Consider the following 15,958-nt stretch of genomic DNA (forward strand, 5'->3'; position numbering starts at 1 on the left):
TCCGTCGAGCTGCTCAGCGCAGGGTGATCGGTGGCTCGGCGAGCCGGAGGCGCAGCGGCTGCGCCGGGACCAGCCACGGACTGTCCGGTCGGTCGTCCGGTCCCACCCGCCACTGACGGGACACCGTGTCCACCGCCACCGGGTCAATCATCTTCGATGAAGATCGAGTGGTGGTGGATTCATCTCGTGTGACCGGCCTGGACCGGACGTGGCAGGCTATAGCGGCGGTCGCGCTACCGTGCGACCAGTCAACGGACCTCCTCCTGAGGTTGGTGAATGATCATGACGACTCAGTGGCCGACCTGGCGCAAGTCCAGCCGTAGCGGCCAGAACGGCGGGGACTGTGTGGAGGTTGCCGACAACCTCCCCGGTCGCGTCCTCGTCCGCGACAGCAAGGACCAGTCCGGCCCGACGCTGACCTTCGAGCCGCAGGCGTGGCGCGACTTCGTCAACCTGGCGAAGCGGTAGTCCGTCCGGCACACTCCTCGAACCGCACAAAGCCCCGACCGGATGGTCGGGGCTTTGCCGTATCCGGGGCTGGGACTCCAGCCGGGGTTCGGTATGTCGACCTGGTGGAGTTGGGGTGTGGTTCGGGCCGGTAGCGTTGCCCCGATGTCGAAGATCCTGGTAACCGGCATGTCGGGAACGGGCAAGTCGTCGGCGCTCGCCGAACTTGGCCGACGCGGTTATCGCGTCGTGGACACCGATGATCCGGGCTGGCGCGAGTATCGCGAGTATGTCGAGCCCTCTGACCAGGTGCACCGCGGGGAGTGGCTCTGGGTCGAGGAAAGGATCACCGGGCTGCTGGATTCCGATGACGGTCGCTCACTCTTCGTTCAGGGGTGCGTCAGGAACCAGTCGAGGTTCTATCACCGTTTCGACGCGGTCGTCCTGCTCAGCGCCCCTGCTGACGTGATCCTTGACCGGGTCGCGCGCAGAACGACAAACGAGTACGGCAAGACTCCGGTGGAACGAGCGATGATCCTGGATGACCTCGCCCAGGTTGAGCCGCTGCTCAGAGCGACCTGCACGCACGAGCTGGATGCCAGCCGACCGCTCGATGTAGTCGTCGCCGACTTGATCGCGATCGCGTCGCACCCGATGACGACGTCCTAGCGAACACTCCAGCCGGGGTTCGGCGGCCACGAACCGAGTCGCCGGCTGCCTCAGGGCAGCGGGACGACGTAGGAGTCGACGCGGGCGATGAGCCCGTCGCGGAAAGTGAACAGGTCGTTGAAGGCGAAGCGGAACGGCCCGTGCTCGACGCTGACGCCGTGGCCCTCGCCCGTGGTGACGACGACCGGGCCGTCCTCGTGGACACGCTGGACGTCGAGCTGAGGGCTGCCGGTGAACGCCGGATTCTCGATCTCCCCGTCGAACTCCGCTTTGCCGTGGGTGGTCCGATGGCCGTGGATCACCCACTCGACGTCGTCGGTGAGGGTCGCGAGGATGCGCGGGTGGTCACTCGTCCGGAATCCGGCGAAGTATTCCGCGACGAGGTCGCGTTGGGTCGTCTGGGTCATGGCGCTCCCTGTTCTGGTGTGGCCTGGTGTCGTAGGTGTGCGTCGAGGGCGTCGAGGATCGAGGTGAGCCCGTCGGCTGCCTGATCCGTCCGCAGCTCACGGGGGAGCCGACGCTGGTGGACGGTGAGGTTCGTGCCGTCGTCCGCGGGAGAGATGGTGACGGTCGTACGGAGGCCGGTGACGGGTTCGTCGAAGACCAGCTCGTGCGGTGCGGCGATGCTCACGTAGACGAACCGGAGCCGGCGGGTCGCGCCGTCCGGCGCGCGGGTGTCGAGCGCGAACTCTCCGCCGGGACGCAGGTCGACGGTCACGGACTCAGCGGGCACGGTGGCGTGCGAGCCGCCCCAGAACGCCGCGATGCTCGCCGGCTGGATGAAGGCGGCCCAGACGCGTTCGGGTTCCGCCGAGAGATGGCGCTCGGCGATCAGTTCGTCGCCACGGAGCTTCGCTCTGGTCAACGGGCTGCCCCATCCTCGGTGAGGTGCTGTTCGAGGGCGTCGAGCCGGTCGTCCCAGGCGCGGCGCTGGTCGTCGATCCAGGTGCCGAGCAGCGAGAGCTGGTCGACCCTCAGCCGGCAGGGGCGCCTGGTGCCCTCCCGTCGCTGTTCGATCAGGCCGCAGCGTCGTAGGACACCGACGTGGTGGGAAATCGCCTGTGGGGTCAGGCCGAATGGTTGAGCGAGCTCTCCCACCGTCGCGTCACTGCGCGTAAGACGAGCCACCAGGGCGCGACGGACCGGGTCTCCGAGAGCGGCGAACATCGAGTCGAGATCCGGGCCGGGTGCCACGAGTGAGGAGGGCATGTCCCCACCCTAATGCAAACCCTTGTTTGCGCAAGCGATGGTTTGTGAATGCGTCGGGTGGCTCAGCGCAGGGTGATCGGTGGCTCGGCGAGCCGGGCGCGCAGCGGCTGCGCCGGGACCAGCCACGAACTGTCCGGTCGGTCGTCCGGCCCCACCCGCCACTGGCGGGACACCGTGTCGACCGCAACCGGATAGATGGTCAACGTGCCGCCGGCGGCGAAGTGCAGGCGCAGGAAACTCTTCGCGTCCTCGATCCCCTGCCCGGCGAAGAGTTCGTTGACGTTCACCCCGAACGCGCCCGCGATCAGCAGGTACGCGGCGGTGAGCTGGCTTGCGACCAGCCCGGCGACCGGACCGTAGAACAACGCGGCGGTTGCCCCCGGCAGTGGCCACGGCCAGTCCTGGAACGGGAGCTGGAGCCACACCCAGGCACCGCCCGCACCGAGAGCGATGTGGCCGACACCGTGACCGACGCCGAGCAGGTAGTGCCGGATCTGCCGTTTGCCGCTCGCCGTCGGTGGCTTGGCGAAGAACGCCGCACCGACCAGCACGACGACCAGCATGATGACCAGCGGAATGCTGAACAGGCCCTGGTCGGTGGAGCTGGCCCGTTGGGTCGCCACCCCGGCGATGGGCAGCATCAGCAGGACGTGCAGGGCGCCGAGCAGGGTCACGAACCCCGGGTTGCGGAACGGTAGCCGGCCGAAGATGCCCCAGCCGTAGCGCCGGGAGCGGGCCGGCTCGGGATAGCGGCCGACGAGGTCGTACTCCCGGCTCTCGCTCGCCCGCCGGGCGACGGTGTCCCGGGGCGGCACCTCGATCCGCTCCGGCAGGTGGTGGGTGGGGTAGAGGTACGCCCCTCCGCCTCCACAGTGGATGAGCTGCCGCTCCGGGCCGGCGTAGCGGGCGTAGTGGTGCAGGTCGCCGGAGAGGACCAGCGGGACCCGGGCGCCGGTCGGGGCGAGCACGGTACGGACGAAGTAGTCGACGGACTCGTACGCCTTGGGGTTGTCCACCGCCTTGACCCAGGTCGGCGCCGGCACCGAGACGATCACCTTGGACTCGGGGCCGAGCTGGGCGGCGGCCTCCTCGAAATAGCGCAACTGCGGATCGTCCAGGTACGTCCCGGACTGCTCGTCCAGGGCGAAGAGCCACCAGTCCGACGGCAACCGCACGGCGAAGTAGGAGCGGGACTGCGGGGTACGCCACCCACCGATGTCGCTGTCGCGGGAACGGGCGAACAGGCGCAGGAACGCGGTCAGGCCGTCGTACCAGTCGTGGTTGCCGGGGATGGCGTAGAGCGTCGGGGCGGGACCGTCAGCGGGCGGGCAGGGCAGAGCCGCCTGGTATGGGCCCTTGAACCGGTTCTCGTACGCCCCACTGCTCGCCGTCGGGTAGACCTGGTCGCCGCCCATCATCAGCATCTGCCCCCGAGGCAGCCGCCGGTCCTCCAGCACCAGTTCCGGTTGCGCCAGCAGGTACGCCACCGAGTACGTGGCGTTGAACCCGTCGCCCAGGTCGGCCACGAAGTCCATCCACAGCTCGCCATCGGTGCCCGGCTCCTGGTAGACCCCGCCGGGCAGCGCGTTCTGCAACTCGCGTTTGTCCAGATAGGCGCCGAAGAGCAGGGCCAGCAGCGTACGCACACCGGTGCTGATCAGCAGCAGTGGCGCCAGCCAGGGCACGGGAGCGGCCGGGGTGAAGCCGAGTTCCTGTGGGTCGAGGCTGCGTGGTCGGGGCAGCGGAGCTGGTCGTACGTCGGCGGCTCCGGTCGCGTTCGCGCTCGCTGCCGGTGCCGCTGCCTGTTCGTCGCTCACGCGACGGGAGCCTAGCGTTGACCCGGGCCGGACGCTGTCCGATGGCGGACGTTCCGGACGGATTCCGCCGGATAGCTCCAAAGCGTCGCCGCCCAATCGCTTCCTGGGTGGGCGCCGGGGCGGCGACGCTGGAGCACTGTTGTTTGCCGGAGGTTGGTCAGCTGGGGAGCTGGTAGTTGGCGAAGGAGTAGAACCACGTCTGGCCCACCGGTGTCCCTGCCTCACAGTTCCATACGTGGATCTTCGTGCCGTTTTGACCGCTTGTTGCGGCATCCGCGTCCAGGCACTTGCCACTGTGGTGGTTGTAAAGGTTCGAGGTGTTCGGCAGCGTCCACCACGCCTGCGCGTCGGCCCCCGGCTGGCAGTCCCACAACTGGACCTTGCCGCCATTTCCGATGTAGGACGTGTCTCCGTCGAGGCACCGCCCGGTTTCGATGTTCGAGATGACGCGGTACTGCTGCCCCGCGCCGGTCCAATGCACCTTCACCCGCCACATCTGCAACTTCGCGCCGTACTGGCAGTCCCAGAGCTGGACCTTGGTGCCGTTGCCGTTGGCGGTGTCGCGGTCCGCGTCGAGGCAACGAAAATCGCGCCCGTCCTTGAGGTAGAAGACCTCAGGGTCGGCGACGGCGATGCCGGCCTTTCTGGCGTCGGCCGCCGGGACCGGGACGAATCCCAGTTGCCCCTGGTCGATCGCGTTCCCGCTTCCGCTGGAGCTGGGGGCGGGGGATGCCGTCGCGCTCTGCGCCCCTACGCCGAGGGCCACCGCGACCATCGTGGCGACGAGTGCCACTGCCCGCCTTGTTCTTCCTGATCCAGACATGGGGAAAGCCCCTCCCGTGAACCGATCGAAAGAAATGCCGCCGGTCGTCGGTGGCGGCCGGCGAGCCAGAAAAGATCTTAGAGATGGAAATATTTGGGGGCAACGATGTATCTCGTGCCGTGTCACGGCTGTCCGCGCGGCCTTGGCCCGGCGGTGGCTGGCGGACTTGTGGGTGCGACCGCCGCCGCCCGGGTGGCCCCAGTGGTGGGCAGCGCAACCCCAACCCGACGACCGTAGGGGGAAACCCGTGTGAGGGGTCGGCGGCGCGTACCGTACACTCGACGGGCGTTGCCGCCTTAGCTCAGTCGGCTAGAGCGACGCACTCGTAATGCGTAGGTCGACGGTTCGATTCCGTCAGGCGGCTCCAGGGACGAGGCCCTGACCAGCGGGAACGCTGGTCAGGGCCTCGTATTTGTCTATGCGACCTCAATCGCCCTCGAAAACCTCCGATAACGCCCGTAGGCGCTCAGGTCAGACGGGACGGGACACATCGGGCGTCGGTCGCTGTCTGTCCGCGTCCGGCGCTGGCGCACGCTGTCGAAGCTGCGGTCGGTCACCCGCCACCTGGCGGGGAGTTCCCGCCACCTGGCGCTCGATCACACCGATCCAGGCCGCCATGCTGGTCACAGCGATCACTCCCGTGATCGCTGTCCATCGGAGGCAACGCATGACCACCTTCAAGGCTCCCCCGCCGCCGTTCGACCCGGAACTCGGCGCCGCGCTGGCGGCCATGGCCGACTTCCTCCCCTCAGCGGTGACGCCGGACATGATCCCAGCAATGCGCGACCTCAGCGCCGGGCCACGAGCCACCGACGACGAACTGCGGCGCGACGGCCGGTTCGAGATCGAGGAGCGGGCCGTACCCGGCCTGGACGGGGACCCGGACATGTCGCTGCTGATCCTCCGGCCCACCGCCCCCACCGGCACCCTGGGATGCCTGTACCACATCCACGGCGGCGGCATGATCTTCGGCGACAACCGCAGCGGCGTGCGGGAAATTTTGCTCGACTGGGCGGAGGAGTTCGACCTCGTCGTGGTCTCGGTCGAATACCGGCTCGCCCCGGAGACCCCGCACCCCGGACCGGTCAACGACTGTTACGCCGGACTGCGCTGGACCGCCGAACACGCCGGCGAACTCGGGTTCGACCCGGACCGGCTGATCGTCGCCGGAGGCAGCGCCGGTGGCGGACTGGCCGCGGCGGTCGCCCTGATGGCCCGCGACCGGGGCGGCCCCGGCCTGCTCGGGCAGATGCTGCTCTACCCGATGCTGGACGACCGCAACAACACCCCGTCCGCGCTGCAGATGGCCGGCCTGGGGATGTGGGACCACACCGCCAACCAGACAGGCTGGGGAGCGCTGCTCGGCGACGCGGCGGGCGGGCCGGACGTCTCGCCGTACGCCGCACCGGCCCGGGCCGAGGACCTATCCGGGCTGCCGCCCACCTTCATCGAGGTGGGCAGCGCCGAGACCTTCCGGGACGAGGACATCGCGTACGCGAGCCGGATCTGGCAGGCCGGCGGGCAGGCCGAACTGCACGTCTGGCCGGGCGCCTTCCACGGTTTCGACGTGACTGTGCCGACCGCTCAGATCTCCCAGGACGCCAAGCGAGCCCGGGTTGCGTGGCTCAACCGGTTGCTCAACGCATAGCCTCAACTGATGAGAGACCTGGCCGTCCGGCTCGCCGCGCTGGATGCGGAGGCGGGTGCCGCGTTGCAGGTCATCGCCTACTTCGACGGCCTGGTCGAGGGACGCGCCGGTCTGCAGAGCATCGTCCGTGGGGCCGCCGTGCTGGCCGGATGCCCGGCCCGGCTGGACGACGACGCCCGCCGGGTGCACATCCGGATGCTGCCGGACGGGATCGCCGCCCCGCTGCCCGGCCCGGCGGACGAGAGCTGGCCCGGCCAGCCGGTCGGCACGGCGATGCTGCGGCTGGAACGCGTCGGGCCGCCCGGTCCGGTGGACGCGATGGTGCTGGAACGGGCGGCGGGCGCGGCCGGCTCCGTGCTGGACCGCACCCGTGGCCGGGCCCCCGCCACCGACCCGGCGGCGGTCGAGCTGGTCGTCGACGCGTCCGCGCCCGCCGACGTACGCCTGCATGCGGCCCGCCGGCTGGGACTGCCCGTGGACGGCACGGCGTACGCGGTCGCTCTGGGCTCGGGCGAGTCCCGGCTGGCGGCGGCCGGCACACCGCCACCCACCACCCGGGCCGGGATCGGTCCGGCGGTGCCGCTGCTCGACCTGCCCGAGTCCCACCAGGCGGCCCGGACGGCGTTGCGCTTCGCCGCCGAAGGTACCGACGAGGACCCCGGCGAGACGTTGGTGCACTTCGAGGAGCTGGGCGGGCTGGCCGTGCTCGCACTCGTCCCCGACCCGGCCGGGGTGCCGGACGTGCGGGCGCTGGAACACGCGGCGAACGCGGCGCCCTGGGTCCTGACCACGCTGCACGCGGTGGCGTCGACCATCAGCATGCGCGCGGCGGCGACCGTGCTGCGCCTGCATCATTCGACGCTGCAGGACCGTGTCGAGCACGCGGAGCACTGGCTCGGCTGGAGTGTGCGGGAGCCGCAGGGCCGGTTGCGGCTCCAGCTGGCGCTCGCCCTCCGACGCCTGCACCGCCACCCGTCCTGACCGAGCCGATGCGGATTGCACCGGACCGGGGTGGGGCGGGTTTTGGCACAGCAGTTCAGGTTTGCCAGGGTCGCCGGACGGGTACGGGCCCAGCGCGGGAACGCCCGCTGGAGCCTGGGAGGCGGCCATGGAAAGCCGGATCAAGTCACTGGGTCATCCAGTGCACCCGATGCTGGTCATGTTCCCGGTCGCGCTCTTCGTGACCGCAGTGATCTTCGACTTCGCCGACATGGTCGGTGGGCCCGAGTCCCTGGGCGAGGTGGCGTACTGGAACATCCTGATCGGGCTGATCGGTGGCGTACTCGCGGCCGCGGTCGGCGCGGTCGACCTGCTCGCCATCCCGGGCGGCACCCGGGCCAAGCGGATCGGGATCAGTCACGCGGCGGTCAACACTGCGGTGATCCTGCTCTTCGCCGCGATCTGGGCGGTACGGATGGCAGCCGACGATCGCGGGGCCGGTGGCGCGCTGTTCGCCATCGAGGTGGTGGCCCTCGGCTGTGTCGGTCTCGGCGCCTGGTTCGGCGGTGAACTGGTCGACCGGCTCGGTGTCGGCGTCGACACCAACGCCAACCTGAACGCCCCCAGTTCGCTGAGCCCGGCCCCGGCGGACGGAATGGGCCGGATGGGAGACGCCCGATGAGTGAAACCGTGCAGGCGGGACTCGACCGGAGCCGGGAAGCGGTGACCGAGATCGGAACGTCGACCGGGCTCCGTGCGGTCTCCGGGTTCCGGGCCTTCCGTGAAGAACTCGGCCGGATGGTCAACTCGGCCCTGGCCGGGGTCGGCGGCCCGCCCCCGGCGGTGGAACTCGTCGAGAGCGAGGACGGCTGGTACGTCGTCGCCCGGCTTCCCGGGGTCGCCCCCGAGGAGGTCGCGCTCGAAATCGACGGCCGGGACCTCTGCGTACGGGCCCGCTCCGAGGAGGAGGTCAACGCCGACCGGGCCGGGATGCCCGGCACCGGTTCCCGGGAACGCGCCTTCGAACACCGGGTACGCCTGCCCGGCGAGGCGGATCTGGACCGGATCGACGCGGTGATGGACCACGGGCTGCTCACGGTGGCGTTACCGAAGGCGGGGCGCTCGGGCCGCCGTACGATCACGATCGGTCGCCGTTATGCGACGGCCCGCCCCACGACAGGTCGCGCCCCCACCGCTCCGGTCGTCGGTAACCCCGACGACGGACGGGTCGACGGCGGACCCGCCATCTCGGCCGGTGCCGCCGCACGTCGGGTCGGTGAGGCGGCGCTGACCGCCGGCAGCTCGGCCCGCGCCAGCGGTGGCGGCGCACCCACTCCGCTGGGCGATCCGGCCGCCGACCGGGAACTGCACCAGCCGGAGGCCGGGACGGGGCAGCCCACCCGCCGCCAGTTCGGCTGAGCGGCGTACGGGGAGATGGTCGGCCGGGTACGCGACCTGGTGCCGGACGTCGAGCGGATCGCCGTACTCCGGGCCAATGCCCTTGGTGATTTTATTTTCGCGCTGCCCGCCCTGGACGCGCTGCGGGCCGGTTACCCGGACGCCGAACTGGTCCTGATCGGGGCACCGTGGCACGCGGACCTGCTCGCCCAGCGGCCCGGACCGGTGGACCGGGTGCTGGTCGTGCCGCCGGCCGACGGGATCCGGGCCGCCGGTCCGAACGAGCCGGAAACGCCGACCATGGCCGAGTTCCTCGACGCCGCCCGCCGGGAGCGGTTCGACCTCGCCCTCCAGATGCACGGGGGCGGGGCGAACTCGAACCCGGTCGTCGCCGCCCTGGGCGCCCGGATCACCGCCGGTCTGCGGGCCGAAGGCGCACCGGAGCTCGACCGGTGGATGCGGTACGTCTTCTACCAGCCGGAGGTCTTCCGCTATCTGGAGGTCGCCGGACTGGTCGGGGCGAGCCCGGCCACGGTGAGTCCCCGGCTGCACGTCACCCCGGCCGACCTGGCGCAGGCCCACTCGGTGGTCGGTGACCCGGCCCCGGACCGGCCCCGGATCGCGCTGCACCCGGGCGCCAGTGACCCGCGCCGCCGCTGGCCGGCGGAGCGGTTCGCCGAGGTGGCCGAGCGCCTGGTCGCCGACGGGTACGAGGTTTTCGTCACCGGCACCGCGCAGGAACGGGACCTGGCCGACCAGGTGGTGACCGCCGCCCGCGCGCCGGTACGTTCGCTCGCCGGGGAGCTGTCCCTCGGCGGGCTGCTCGGTTTCTACACCGGGTGCGCGGTGGTGGTCGCGAACGACACCGGCCCGGTGCACGTGGCGGCGGCCGTCGGTACGCCGACCGTCGGCATCTTCTGGGTCGGCAACCTGATCAACTGCGCCACGCCGTTGCGGGCCCGGCACCGCCCGATCGGCTCGTGGACCATCAACTGCCCGGAGTGTGGGGTCGACTGCAGCCGGGGGATCTATCCGGCCCGTTCCGGCGAGGACTGCCCGCACCGCGTCTCGTTCGTCACCGACGTACCCGTGGTCGAGGTCCTGGAGGCGGTCACCGACCTGGCGCAGCCGGCGTGAGCGCGCTGTTAGGAAGGGCCCCTGGTACAACGTATAGCGATAACAAGGGGCCCTTCCTTACCTCAGGTGGGTTCGAGGGCGGCCTGGGTTTCCAGCGACGTGGCCTGGGGTTCCAACGAGTGGGGCGCGGGCTCCAGGGTCACGGTGGTGTCGTCGTCGGGCTGGTCGGCGAGGACGATCTCCCACGCCTCGACCTCCCGGTCGGTGACCGTGGTCGGTGCCTCCAGGTGGTAGGCGCCGCTGGGCAGGATGCCGGCGCCGCCGTACCGGGCCATCACCGCGAGTTGCGCGGCGACATCCTCGCCCTGGTGTTTCTCCGGCAGCCGGTGCCAGAAGTCGAAGCCGCCCGAGTCGTGCAGCCGGGCCCGGTCGTAGAGCACACAACCGCCGATCCAGGAGACCTTGTACGCCCGCCACTGGCCGGGCCTCAGCCCGACCGTCTCGGTGACGTGCAGCAGGTTGGCGGCGGGGTGGATCCGGGCCCGGTCCCACTCCGGCGTGCCGGGTCGGACCTCCTCCGGGGTCGGCTGACCGTCCCACTCCTCGTAGTGCCGGTGGGTCTCCGGTCGTACGTCGTCGAGGTAGGAGAGGCCGTGCACCGCGTTGCCGACGAAGCCGCAGCCGAGTTCCTGGATCGCGGTGACGAGCCGGTCGACCGCGTCGGGTTCGAGCCAGACGTCGTCGTCGAGGAAGAGGACGTACCGGGCGCGTGACTGGTCGAGCAGGTACGCCCGGTGTTCGGCCAGCCCGCGCCGGGGCAGCCGCCGGGTCAGCAGCACCGGGTGTCCCCGGTGGCGCAGTACGCGTACGGTCGTCGCGACCGCTGGCTGGCTCCACGGCGGGCCGCCCCCGGACTGGTCGCTGACCACCACTCCGAAACCCGCCGGCCCGTTCTGGGCGGCCAGCCCGGCGAGGGTGACGGCGAGTTCGGCCGGCCGGTTCCGGGTCGGGATGAGGACGTCCAGCAGCCGGTCGGTACGGAACTCCGCCGCGTCGTCCGAGGCCAGCGGCCGGTTCACGACGGGCGGCGGACTCACGACGGGCTACCGGTGAGGAAGGGCCCCCTGTTATCGCTATGCGTTGTACTAGGGGCCCTTCCTTCCGTCGACTGGGCGCGGATCTTCTCGATGATGGCGGAGGTGGAGCGGTCGGGTACGTAACCGAGGGTGCGGACCTGGCCGCCGAGGCGACGTACCAGCGGGGCCTCGGGCACCATCTCGGGCGGGTAGTCGCCGCCCTTGACGTACACGTCCGGTCGGACGGTTTCGATCAGGGCGGCCGGTGAGTCCTCCTCGAAGACCACCACGTGGTCGACGCAGGCGAGCGCGGCGAGCACCGCCACCCGGTCCTCGACCGGGTTCACCGGCCGGTCGGCGCCCTTGAGTCGCCGTACGCTGTCGTCCGAGTTGACCGCCACCACCAGCACGTCGCCGAGCGCGCGGGCCTGGTCGAGGTAGCGGACGTGCCCCCGGTGCAGCACGTCGAAGCAGCCGTTGGTGAAGACCACCGACCGCCCCTCGCGGCGGTGCCCGGCGATCAGCGCGTCCAGCCCGCCGTGGTCGACCACCGCTGGCGGGCGCGTGGCCGCACCGGTCGAGCCGAGAGCGGAGAGCAGATCCTCGCGTACGCAGACACAGGTGCCGGTCCCCGCGACGGTGGTGGTGGCGGCGAGTTGGGCGAGCTGGGCGGCGGTCGGCAGGGGTGCTCCCGCCGCCAGTGCCAGGGTCATCGCGGCCAGGTACGCGTCGCCGGCGCCGACCGCGTGGCTGGCCGGGACCGGGGTGGCGTGGCTGCGTCGGGGTTCACCGTCGGCGCCGCCGACCACCGCGCCGTCGGTGTCCAGGGTCACCGCGACCACGTCCGCGCCGGTACGTTCCCGGAGCTCGGCGAGGTGGGCGCGGGCCATGCCGGCCCGGTCGGTACCACTGGCGACCCGGTCCTCGGTGAAGCCGCGCGGCCGTTCCGGCAGCGGCGGTACGGCCGTCGTGGTCACCACCGTGGGTGTGTCCAGTCCGGACACGTCCGTCGGATCCGGATCCGGCTGGGGCTGCGGCCCGGTGGCGGGTGCGTTGAGCAGTCGGGTGGCCTCGGCGAAGCTCGGCGTCACCACGGTCGGGGCGAGCCCGCGCCAGTAGGCCAGGTCGTGCGCGTCGAGGGCGACCGTGCCGAAGAGGTCGCGGTGCTCGACCAGCCAGCCGCGGATCGGTTCGGGTAGCGCGCCGAGGCCGTAGTCGCAGATCACCAGCGTGGGCGGGTGCCCGGCGACCTCGCGGAGTTCCTCGGTGGCGCTGGCCAGCGCGGCGAGCAGCCGTTGCACCCCGTCGACGCAGAGCCGGTCGTCCCGGTCGCCCTCGTCCTCGCGTACCAGGATCTGGTCGGCGGCGAGCAGCCTTCGTTTGACCGGGGTGCTGCGGCCGCTCTGGGAGACCGTACGGTCCCAGACTCCGGCCCGGTCGAGGCAGTCGTGTAGTTCGTCGCCGGCCACGTCGGCGCCGACCGGTGCCACCAGTGCGGCCCGGCCGCCGAGCGCGCTCAGGTTGACCGCGGTGTTCGCCGCGCCACCGGCTGCGGTGATCCGCCGTCGCAGGGTGAGTACGGGGGCGGGTGCCTCGCGGCAGAGCCGGTCGGAATCGGCGAACCGCCACTCGTCGAGCATCGCGTCGCCGACCACCAGCACGCCACGCCCGACCCAGCTCTCCACCACGTCGGCGAGTCGCCGATCTTCCTCTGCTCCGATCGCCATACCGGCGGGTCCCCGCTGTCGCCGGGGCCAAACCGGACCGCCACCGGCGCCAGGTGGTTCTGGGCGTCTGCGTCCCCGTTCGGGGTTATCCCGGGCTGGTGGCGGGGGTGGCCGCGGCGGCGGCCCAGGCGGCGTCCTCGGCCTCCTTGCGGGCCAGGCCGTCGCGGCCGTCGTAGCGGAGGAACTGCGGCAGCGCGGCGGCGAGGGCGACCGTGCCGACCACGCAGAGCAGGCCGCCGGAGACGATCGAACCGTTCACCCCGAGCCAGCGGGCGGCCAGCCCGGAGCGGAGCTGGCCGAGCAGCGGCCCGGTCGAGTAGGACAGCATCTCGATGCCGGCCAACCGCCCGCGTAGGTGGTCGGGGATGGTCTGGTTCCAGATGATCATCCGGAACAGTCCGGAGACCATGTCGGCGGCGCCGGCCAGGGCGAGCAGGACCAGCGCCAACCAGAGCGAGTCGACCAACCCGAAGGCCAGGATCGCCAGCCCCCACGCCCCGGCCGCCAGCACCACCATCAGCCCGTGCCGGTGCACCTGCCGGGTCCAGCCGGAGCCGAGGGTGGCGAGCAGCGACCCGACCGCCGGGGCGGCGTAGAGCAGCCCGAGCACGGCCGGGCCGCCGAGTTTGCCGGCCATGAACGGATAGAGCGCCTGCGGCATCCCGAAGAACATCGCGTTGATGTCGACCAGGTAGGTGCCGAGCAGTTCGGGGCGGCTGCGGGCGTAGCGCAGGCCGGTCAGCACCGAACGTACCGACGGGCGGTCGGCGGCGGGTGGTGGCGGGACCGCGCGGACCACCGCCAGGCAGGCGAGCGAGACGGCGAAGGTGGCGAGGTCGATCGCGTACACCCAGACCAGGTCGACCGAGGCGATCAGCACCCCGGCCAGGGCCGGCCCGGCGAGCTGCGCGACCTGCATGCGCAGCGAGTTGAGCGCGCTCGCGGCGGGGATCTCGGCCGGGGTGACCAGGCGCGGTGTGAGGCCCTCCAGGGCCGGTCGTTGCAGCCCGTCGACCGCCGCGGTCAGCCCGGCGACCAGGTAGAGCAGCCACAGGTGCGGCTGGTCGGAGAGCGCGTTGAGCAGCAGCACCGCGCAGAGTGCGGTGAGCCCGACCTCGCCGCCGAGGACCAGCCGGCGACGGTCGAGGTAGTCGGCGAGGGCGCCGCCGACGAAACCCATCACGAGCAGGGGTACGAGTTCGACCACCCCGAGCAGGCCGACCAGGAGTGGGTCGTGCGTCATCTCGTACACCTGGTACGGGACGGTGACGTACGTGATGAACGACCCGAACCCGGAGATCCCGGCGGCGGAGAAGACCAACCGGAAGTCCCGGGAGGTACGCAGTGGCGTGAGGTCCAACGCCAGACGCCGGAGCAGGGTGGTGGTCACCTGCGGATGGTGCCGGATCGGGTTGGTCGCGTCGAGTGGGTTTCCCCGCCCGTAACCAGGCATGTTCGGTGGCGGCAGGGGGAGAAAGCACGATGACCACCGCCGAGAACGCCCGACCGGCACTGAGTCGCCAGCAGATTCGGCTGCTGATGACCGGCCTGATGCTGGGCATGCTGCTGGCCGCGCTGGACCAGACGATCGTGGGTACGGCCCTGCCGACGATCGTCGGCGAACTGGGTGGGATCAACCACTATTCGTGGGTGGTGACGGCGTACCTGCTGGCGTCGACCGCCTCGACCCCGCTCTACGGCAAGACGGCCGACCTGTTCGGACGCCGCCCGGTCTTCCTCTTCTCGATCGGGACGTTCCTGGTCGGTTCGGTGCTGGCCGGGATCTCCCAGGACATGACCCAGTTGATCATCACGCGGGCCATCCAGGGGCTCGGCGCGGGCGGTCTGCTGACGCTCGCCTTCACCATCATCTCGGACGTGGTGACACCCCGGGAACGTGGTCGCTACCAGGGGCTCTTCGGCGCGGTCTTCGGCATCGCCTCGGTTGCCGGCCCGCTGCTCGGCGGCTACTTCGCCGAGCACAACTGGCGCTGGATCTTCTACATCAACGTACCGTTGGCGATCGTCGCGATCATCGTCTGCTTCTACGTCATGCGACTCATCCCGTTCAAGCGGCGCCGGCACGCGATCGACTGGCTCGGCGCGTTGCTTCTGGTCGCCGGGGTGAGTGCGATCCTGCTCGCGCTGAGCTGGGGCGGAAACGAGTACGCCTGGGCCTCGCCGCTCATCCTGGGGCTCTTTGCCGTCGGCGCGCTGCTGACCGCCCTCTTCCTGATCCAGGAGACCCGGGTCGAGGAGCCGATCCTGCCGATCGGGCTCTTCCGACGGCGTACGTTCGCACTCGCCAACACCGCCGGCTTCGTCCTCGGCCTGGTGATGTTCGGGTCGATCATCTTCGTGCCGCTCTACCTGCAGTTGGTCAAGGGGGCGTCACCGACCAACAGTGGTCTGCTGATGCTGCCGATGATGGCCGGCATCATCGTCACCTCGGTCCTCTCCGGCCGGGCGATCAGCCGGATCGGCCGGTACAAGTGGTTCCCGGTCGCGGGTGCGGCGATGCTCGTGCTCGGCCTGCTGCTCTTCACCCAGTTGCAGGTCGACACCACGCTCTGGCTGGCGTTCCTCTACATGGTGATCATCGGCATCGGGCTCGGCCTGAGCATGCAGGCGCTGATCCTCGCCGTACAGAATTCGGTCGAGATACGCGACCTCGGCGCCGGTACGTCGGCGATCACGTTCTTCCGGTCACTGGGCGGATCGTTCGGGGTGGCGATCCTCGGCACCCTGCTCTCCACCCGGTTGACCGGCGGGCTGACCGACCGGCTCCCGATGGCGCTGCGCGAACTTCCGCCGCAGCAGCAGGCGCCGCTCGACCCGAGCACCTTCTCGATCAACGAGCCGGCGAAGATCATGGCGTTGCCCGGTCCGCTCCGGCTGGCCGTGCAGGAGAGCTTCGTGAGCGCGCTGCACCTGGTCTTCCTCGTCGCCGGGCTGATCGCCATCGTCGGCCTCGTGGTCAGCCTGCTGGTGCCGAACGAGGAACTGCGCGGACCCGCGCCGAACAACCGGTCCGGCAAGTCGCTGGAGGACGAGACCCACGACGAGGCGGCGATCGACATGGAGTCGAACGCGCAGACGATGATCTGACGCCCGGTCGCGGCCCCGCG

16 protein-coding genes, 1 tRNA gene and 1 pseudogene are annotated in these 15,958 nt (G+C 70.8%); 9 read left to right on the forward strand and 9 right to left on the reverse strand.

Features of this window, described 5'->3' with window-relative positions; translation table 11 throughout:
• Positions 1-13: 13 nt before the first annotated feature.
• Entirely contained in the window at positions 14-151 is a 138-nt protein-coding gene (locus BDK92_RS39090; RefSeq protein WP_170208631.1) for a hypothetical protein, read from the reverse strand.
• Positions 152-282: 131 nt separating this feature from the next.
• Here BDK92_RS39090 and BDK92_RS20650 point away from each other — a divergent pair, with 131 nt between their 5' ends.
• Both BDK92_RS20650 and BDK92_RS20655 read left to right on the forward strand, forming a co-directional pair.
• A complete protein-coding gene (locus tag BDK92_RS20650; RefSeq protein WP_121162429.1) occupies positions 283-468 on the forward strand; it encodes a DUF397 domain-containing protein in 186 nt (61 codons plus the stop codon).
• A 144-nt stretch (positions 469-612) separates the two neighbouring features.
• A complete protein-coding gene (locus tag BDK92_RS20655; protein WP_246017151.1) occupies positions 613-1,116 on the forward strand; it encodes an AAA family ATPase in 504 nt (167 codons plus the stop codon).
• Between the two features lie 50 nt (positions 1,117-1,166).
• Here BDK92_RS20655 and BDK92_RS20660 read toward each other — a convergent pair whose 3' ends face one another.
• The 5 genes from BDK92_RS20660 to BDK92_RS20680 form a co-directional block, all read right to left on the reverse strand.
• A complete protein-coding gene (locus BDK92_RS20660; protein WP_121158204.1) occupies positions 1,167-1,523 on the reverse strand; it encodes a nuclear transport factor 2 family protein in 357 nt (118 codons plus the stop codon).
• Positions 1,520-1,981 (reverse strand): SRPBCC family protein, encoded by a 462-nt coding sequence (locus BDK92_RS20665; RefSeq protein ID WP_121158205.1) that lies wholly within the window; start codon positions 1,979-1,981, stop codon positions 1,520-1,522. Before BDK92_RS20665 ends, BDK92_RS20660 begins: the two co-directional genes overlap by 4 nt.
• Positions 1,978-2,325, reverse strand: a complete 348-nt coding sequence (locus BDK92_RS20670) for an ArsR/SmtB family transcription factor (RefSeq protein ID WP_121158206.1) — start codon at positions 2,323-2,325, stop codon at positions 1,978-1,980. The genes BDK92_RS20665 and BDK92_RS20670 overlap by 4 nt, the downstream gene beginning before the upstream one ends.
• 62 nt (positions 2,326-2,387) lie before the next feature.
• Positions 2,388-4,142: a metallophosphoesterase family protein gene (locus tag BDK92_RS20675; protein WP_425462246.1), complete on the reverse strand. Its 1,755-nt coding sequence runs from the start codon at positions 4,140-4,142 to the stop codon at positions 2,388-2,390.
• Positions 4,143-4,299: 157 nt separating this feature from the next.
• Entirely contained in the window at positions 4,300-4,935 is a 636-nt protein-coding gene (locus BDK92_RS20680) for an RICIN domain-containing protein (RefSeq protein ID WP_170208632.1), read from the reverse strand.
• Between the two features lie 320 nt (positions 4,936-5,255).
• Between BDK92_RS20680 and BDK92_RS20685 the strand changes: the two genes are divergently transcribed.
• The 6 genes from BDK92_RS20685 (at position 5,256) to BDK92_RS20710 (ending at position 10,087) form a co-directional block, all read left to right on the forward strand.
• Positions 5,256-5,332 (forward strand) — tRNA-Thr (locus BDK92_RS20685).
• Positions 5,333-5,632: 300 nt separating this feature from the next.
• Complete coding sequence (locus BDK92_RS20690) at positions 5,633-6,613, forward strand: alpha/beta hydrolase (RefSeq protein WP_121162431.1); 981 nt, start codon at positions 5,633-5,635, stop codon at positions 6,611-6,613.
• 9 nt (positions 6,614-6,622) lie between these two features.
• Positions 6,623-7,594 carry a helix-turn-helix domain-containing protein gene (locus BDK92_RS20695; RefSeq protein WP_121158208.1) on the forward strand — a complete coding sequence of 324 codons (972 nt, stop codon included), beginning with the start codon at positions 6,623-6,625 and terminating at the stop codon, positions 7,592-7,594.
• A 127-nt stretch (positions 7,595-7,721) separates the two neighbouring features.
• Positions 7,722-8,234: a DUF2231 domain-containing protein gene (locus BDK92_RS20700; RefSeq protein ID WP_121158209.1), complete on the forward strand. Its 513-nt coding sequence runs from the start codon at positions 7,722-7,724 to the stop codon at positions 8,232-8,234.
• The gene (locus tag BDK92_RS41220; RefSeq protein WP_425462247.1) at positions 8,231-8,971 is read left to right on the forward strand and encodes an Hsp20/alpha crystallin family protein; all 741 of its coding nucleotides are present in this window, start codon (positions 8,231-8,233) and stop codon (positions 8,969-8,971) included. Before BDK92_RS20700 ends, BDK92_RS41220 begins: the two co-directional genes overlap by 4 nt.
• Positions 8,972-8,986: 15 nt before the next feature.
• Positions 8,987-10,087, forward strand: coding sequence for a glycosyltransferase family 9 protein (locus BDK92_RS20710; RefSeq protein WP_121158210.1), 1,101 nt, complete (start codon positions 8,987-8,989; stop codon positions 10,085-10,087).
• Between the two features lie 170 nt (positions 10,088-10,257).
• Here BDK92_RS20710 and BDK92_RS20715 read toward each other — a convergent pair.
• The 3 genes and pseudogenes from BDK92_RS20715 to BDK92_RS20725 form a co-directional block, all read right to left on the reverse strand.
• Positions 10,258-11,106 (reverse strand): annotated as a pseudogene (locus BDK92_RS20715) (glycosyltransferase family A protein); the annotation flags it as partial.
• A 14-nt stretch (positions 11,107-11,120) separates the two neighbouring features.
• The gene (gene rfaE2, locus BDK92_RS20720) at positions 11,121-12,830 is read right to left on the reverse strand and encodes a D-glycero-beta-D-manno-heptose 1-phosphate adenylyltransferase (protein ID WP_121158212.1); all 1,710 of its coding nucleotides are present in this window, start codon (positions 12,828-12,830) and stop codon (positions 11,121-11,123) included.
• An 85-nt stretch (positions 12,831-12,915) separates the two neighbouring features.
• On the reverse strand, positions 12,916-14,220 hold the full coding sequence (locus tag BDK92_RS20725; RefSeq protein WP_246017153.1) for an MFS transporter: 1,305 nt from the start codon (positions 14,218-14,220) through the stop codon (positions 12,916-12,918).
• A 92-nt stretch (positions 14,221-14,312) separates the two neighbouring features.
• Here BDK92_RS20725 and BDK92_RS20730 point away from each other — a divergent pair, with 92 nt between their 5' ends.
• Complete coding sequence (locus tag BDK92_RS20730; RefSeq protein ID WP_121158214.1) at positions 14,313-15,938, forward strand: MDR family MFS transporter; 1,626 nt, start codon at positions 14,313-14,315, stop codon at positions 15,936-15,938.
• Positions 15,939-15,958: the final 20 nt, after the last annotated feature.

Origin of the sequence: Micromonospora pisi (assembly GCF_003633685.1) — a bacterium.
Classification (GTDB): domain Bacteria; phylum Actinomycetota; class Actinomycetes; order Mycobacteriales; family Micromonosporaceae; genus Micromonospora_G; species Micromonospora_G pisi.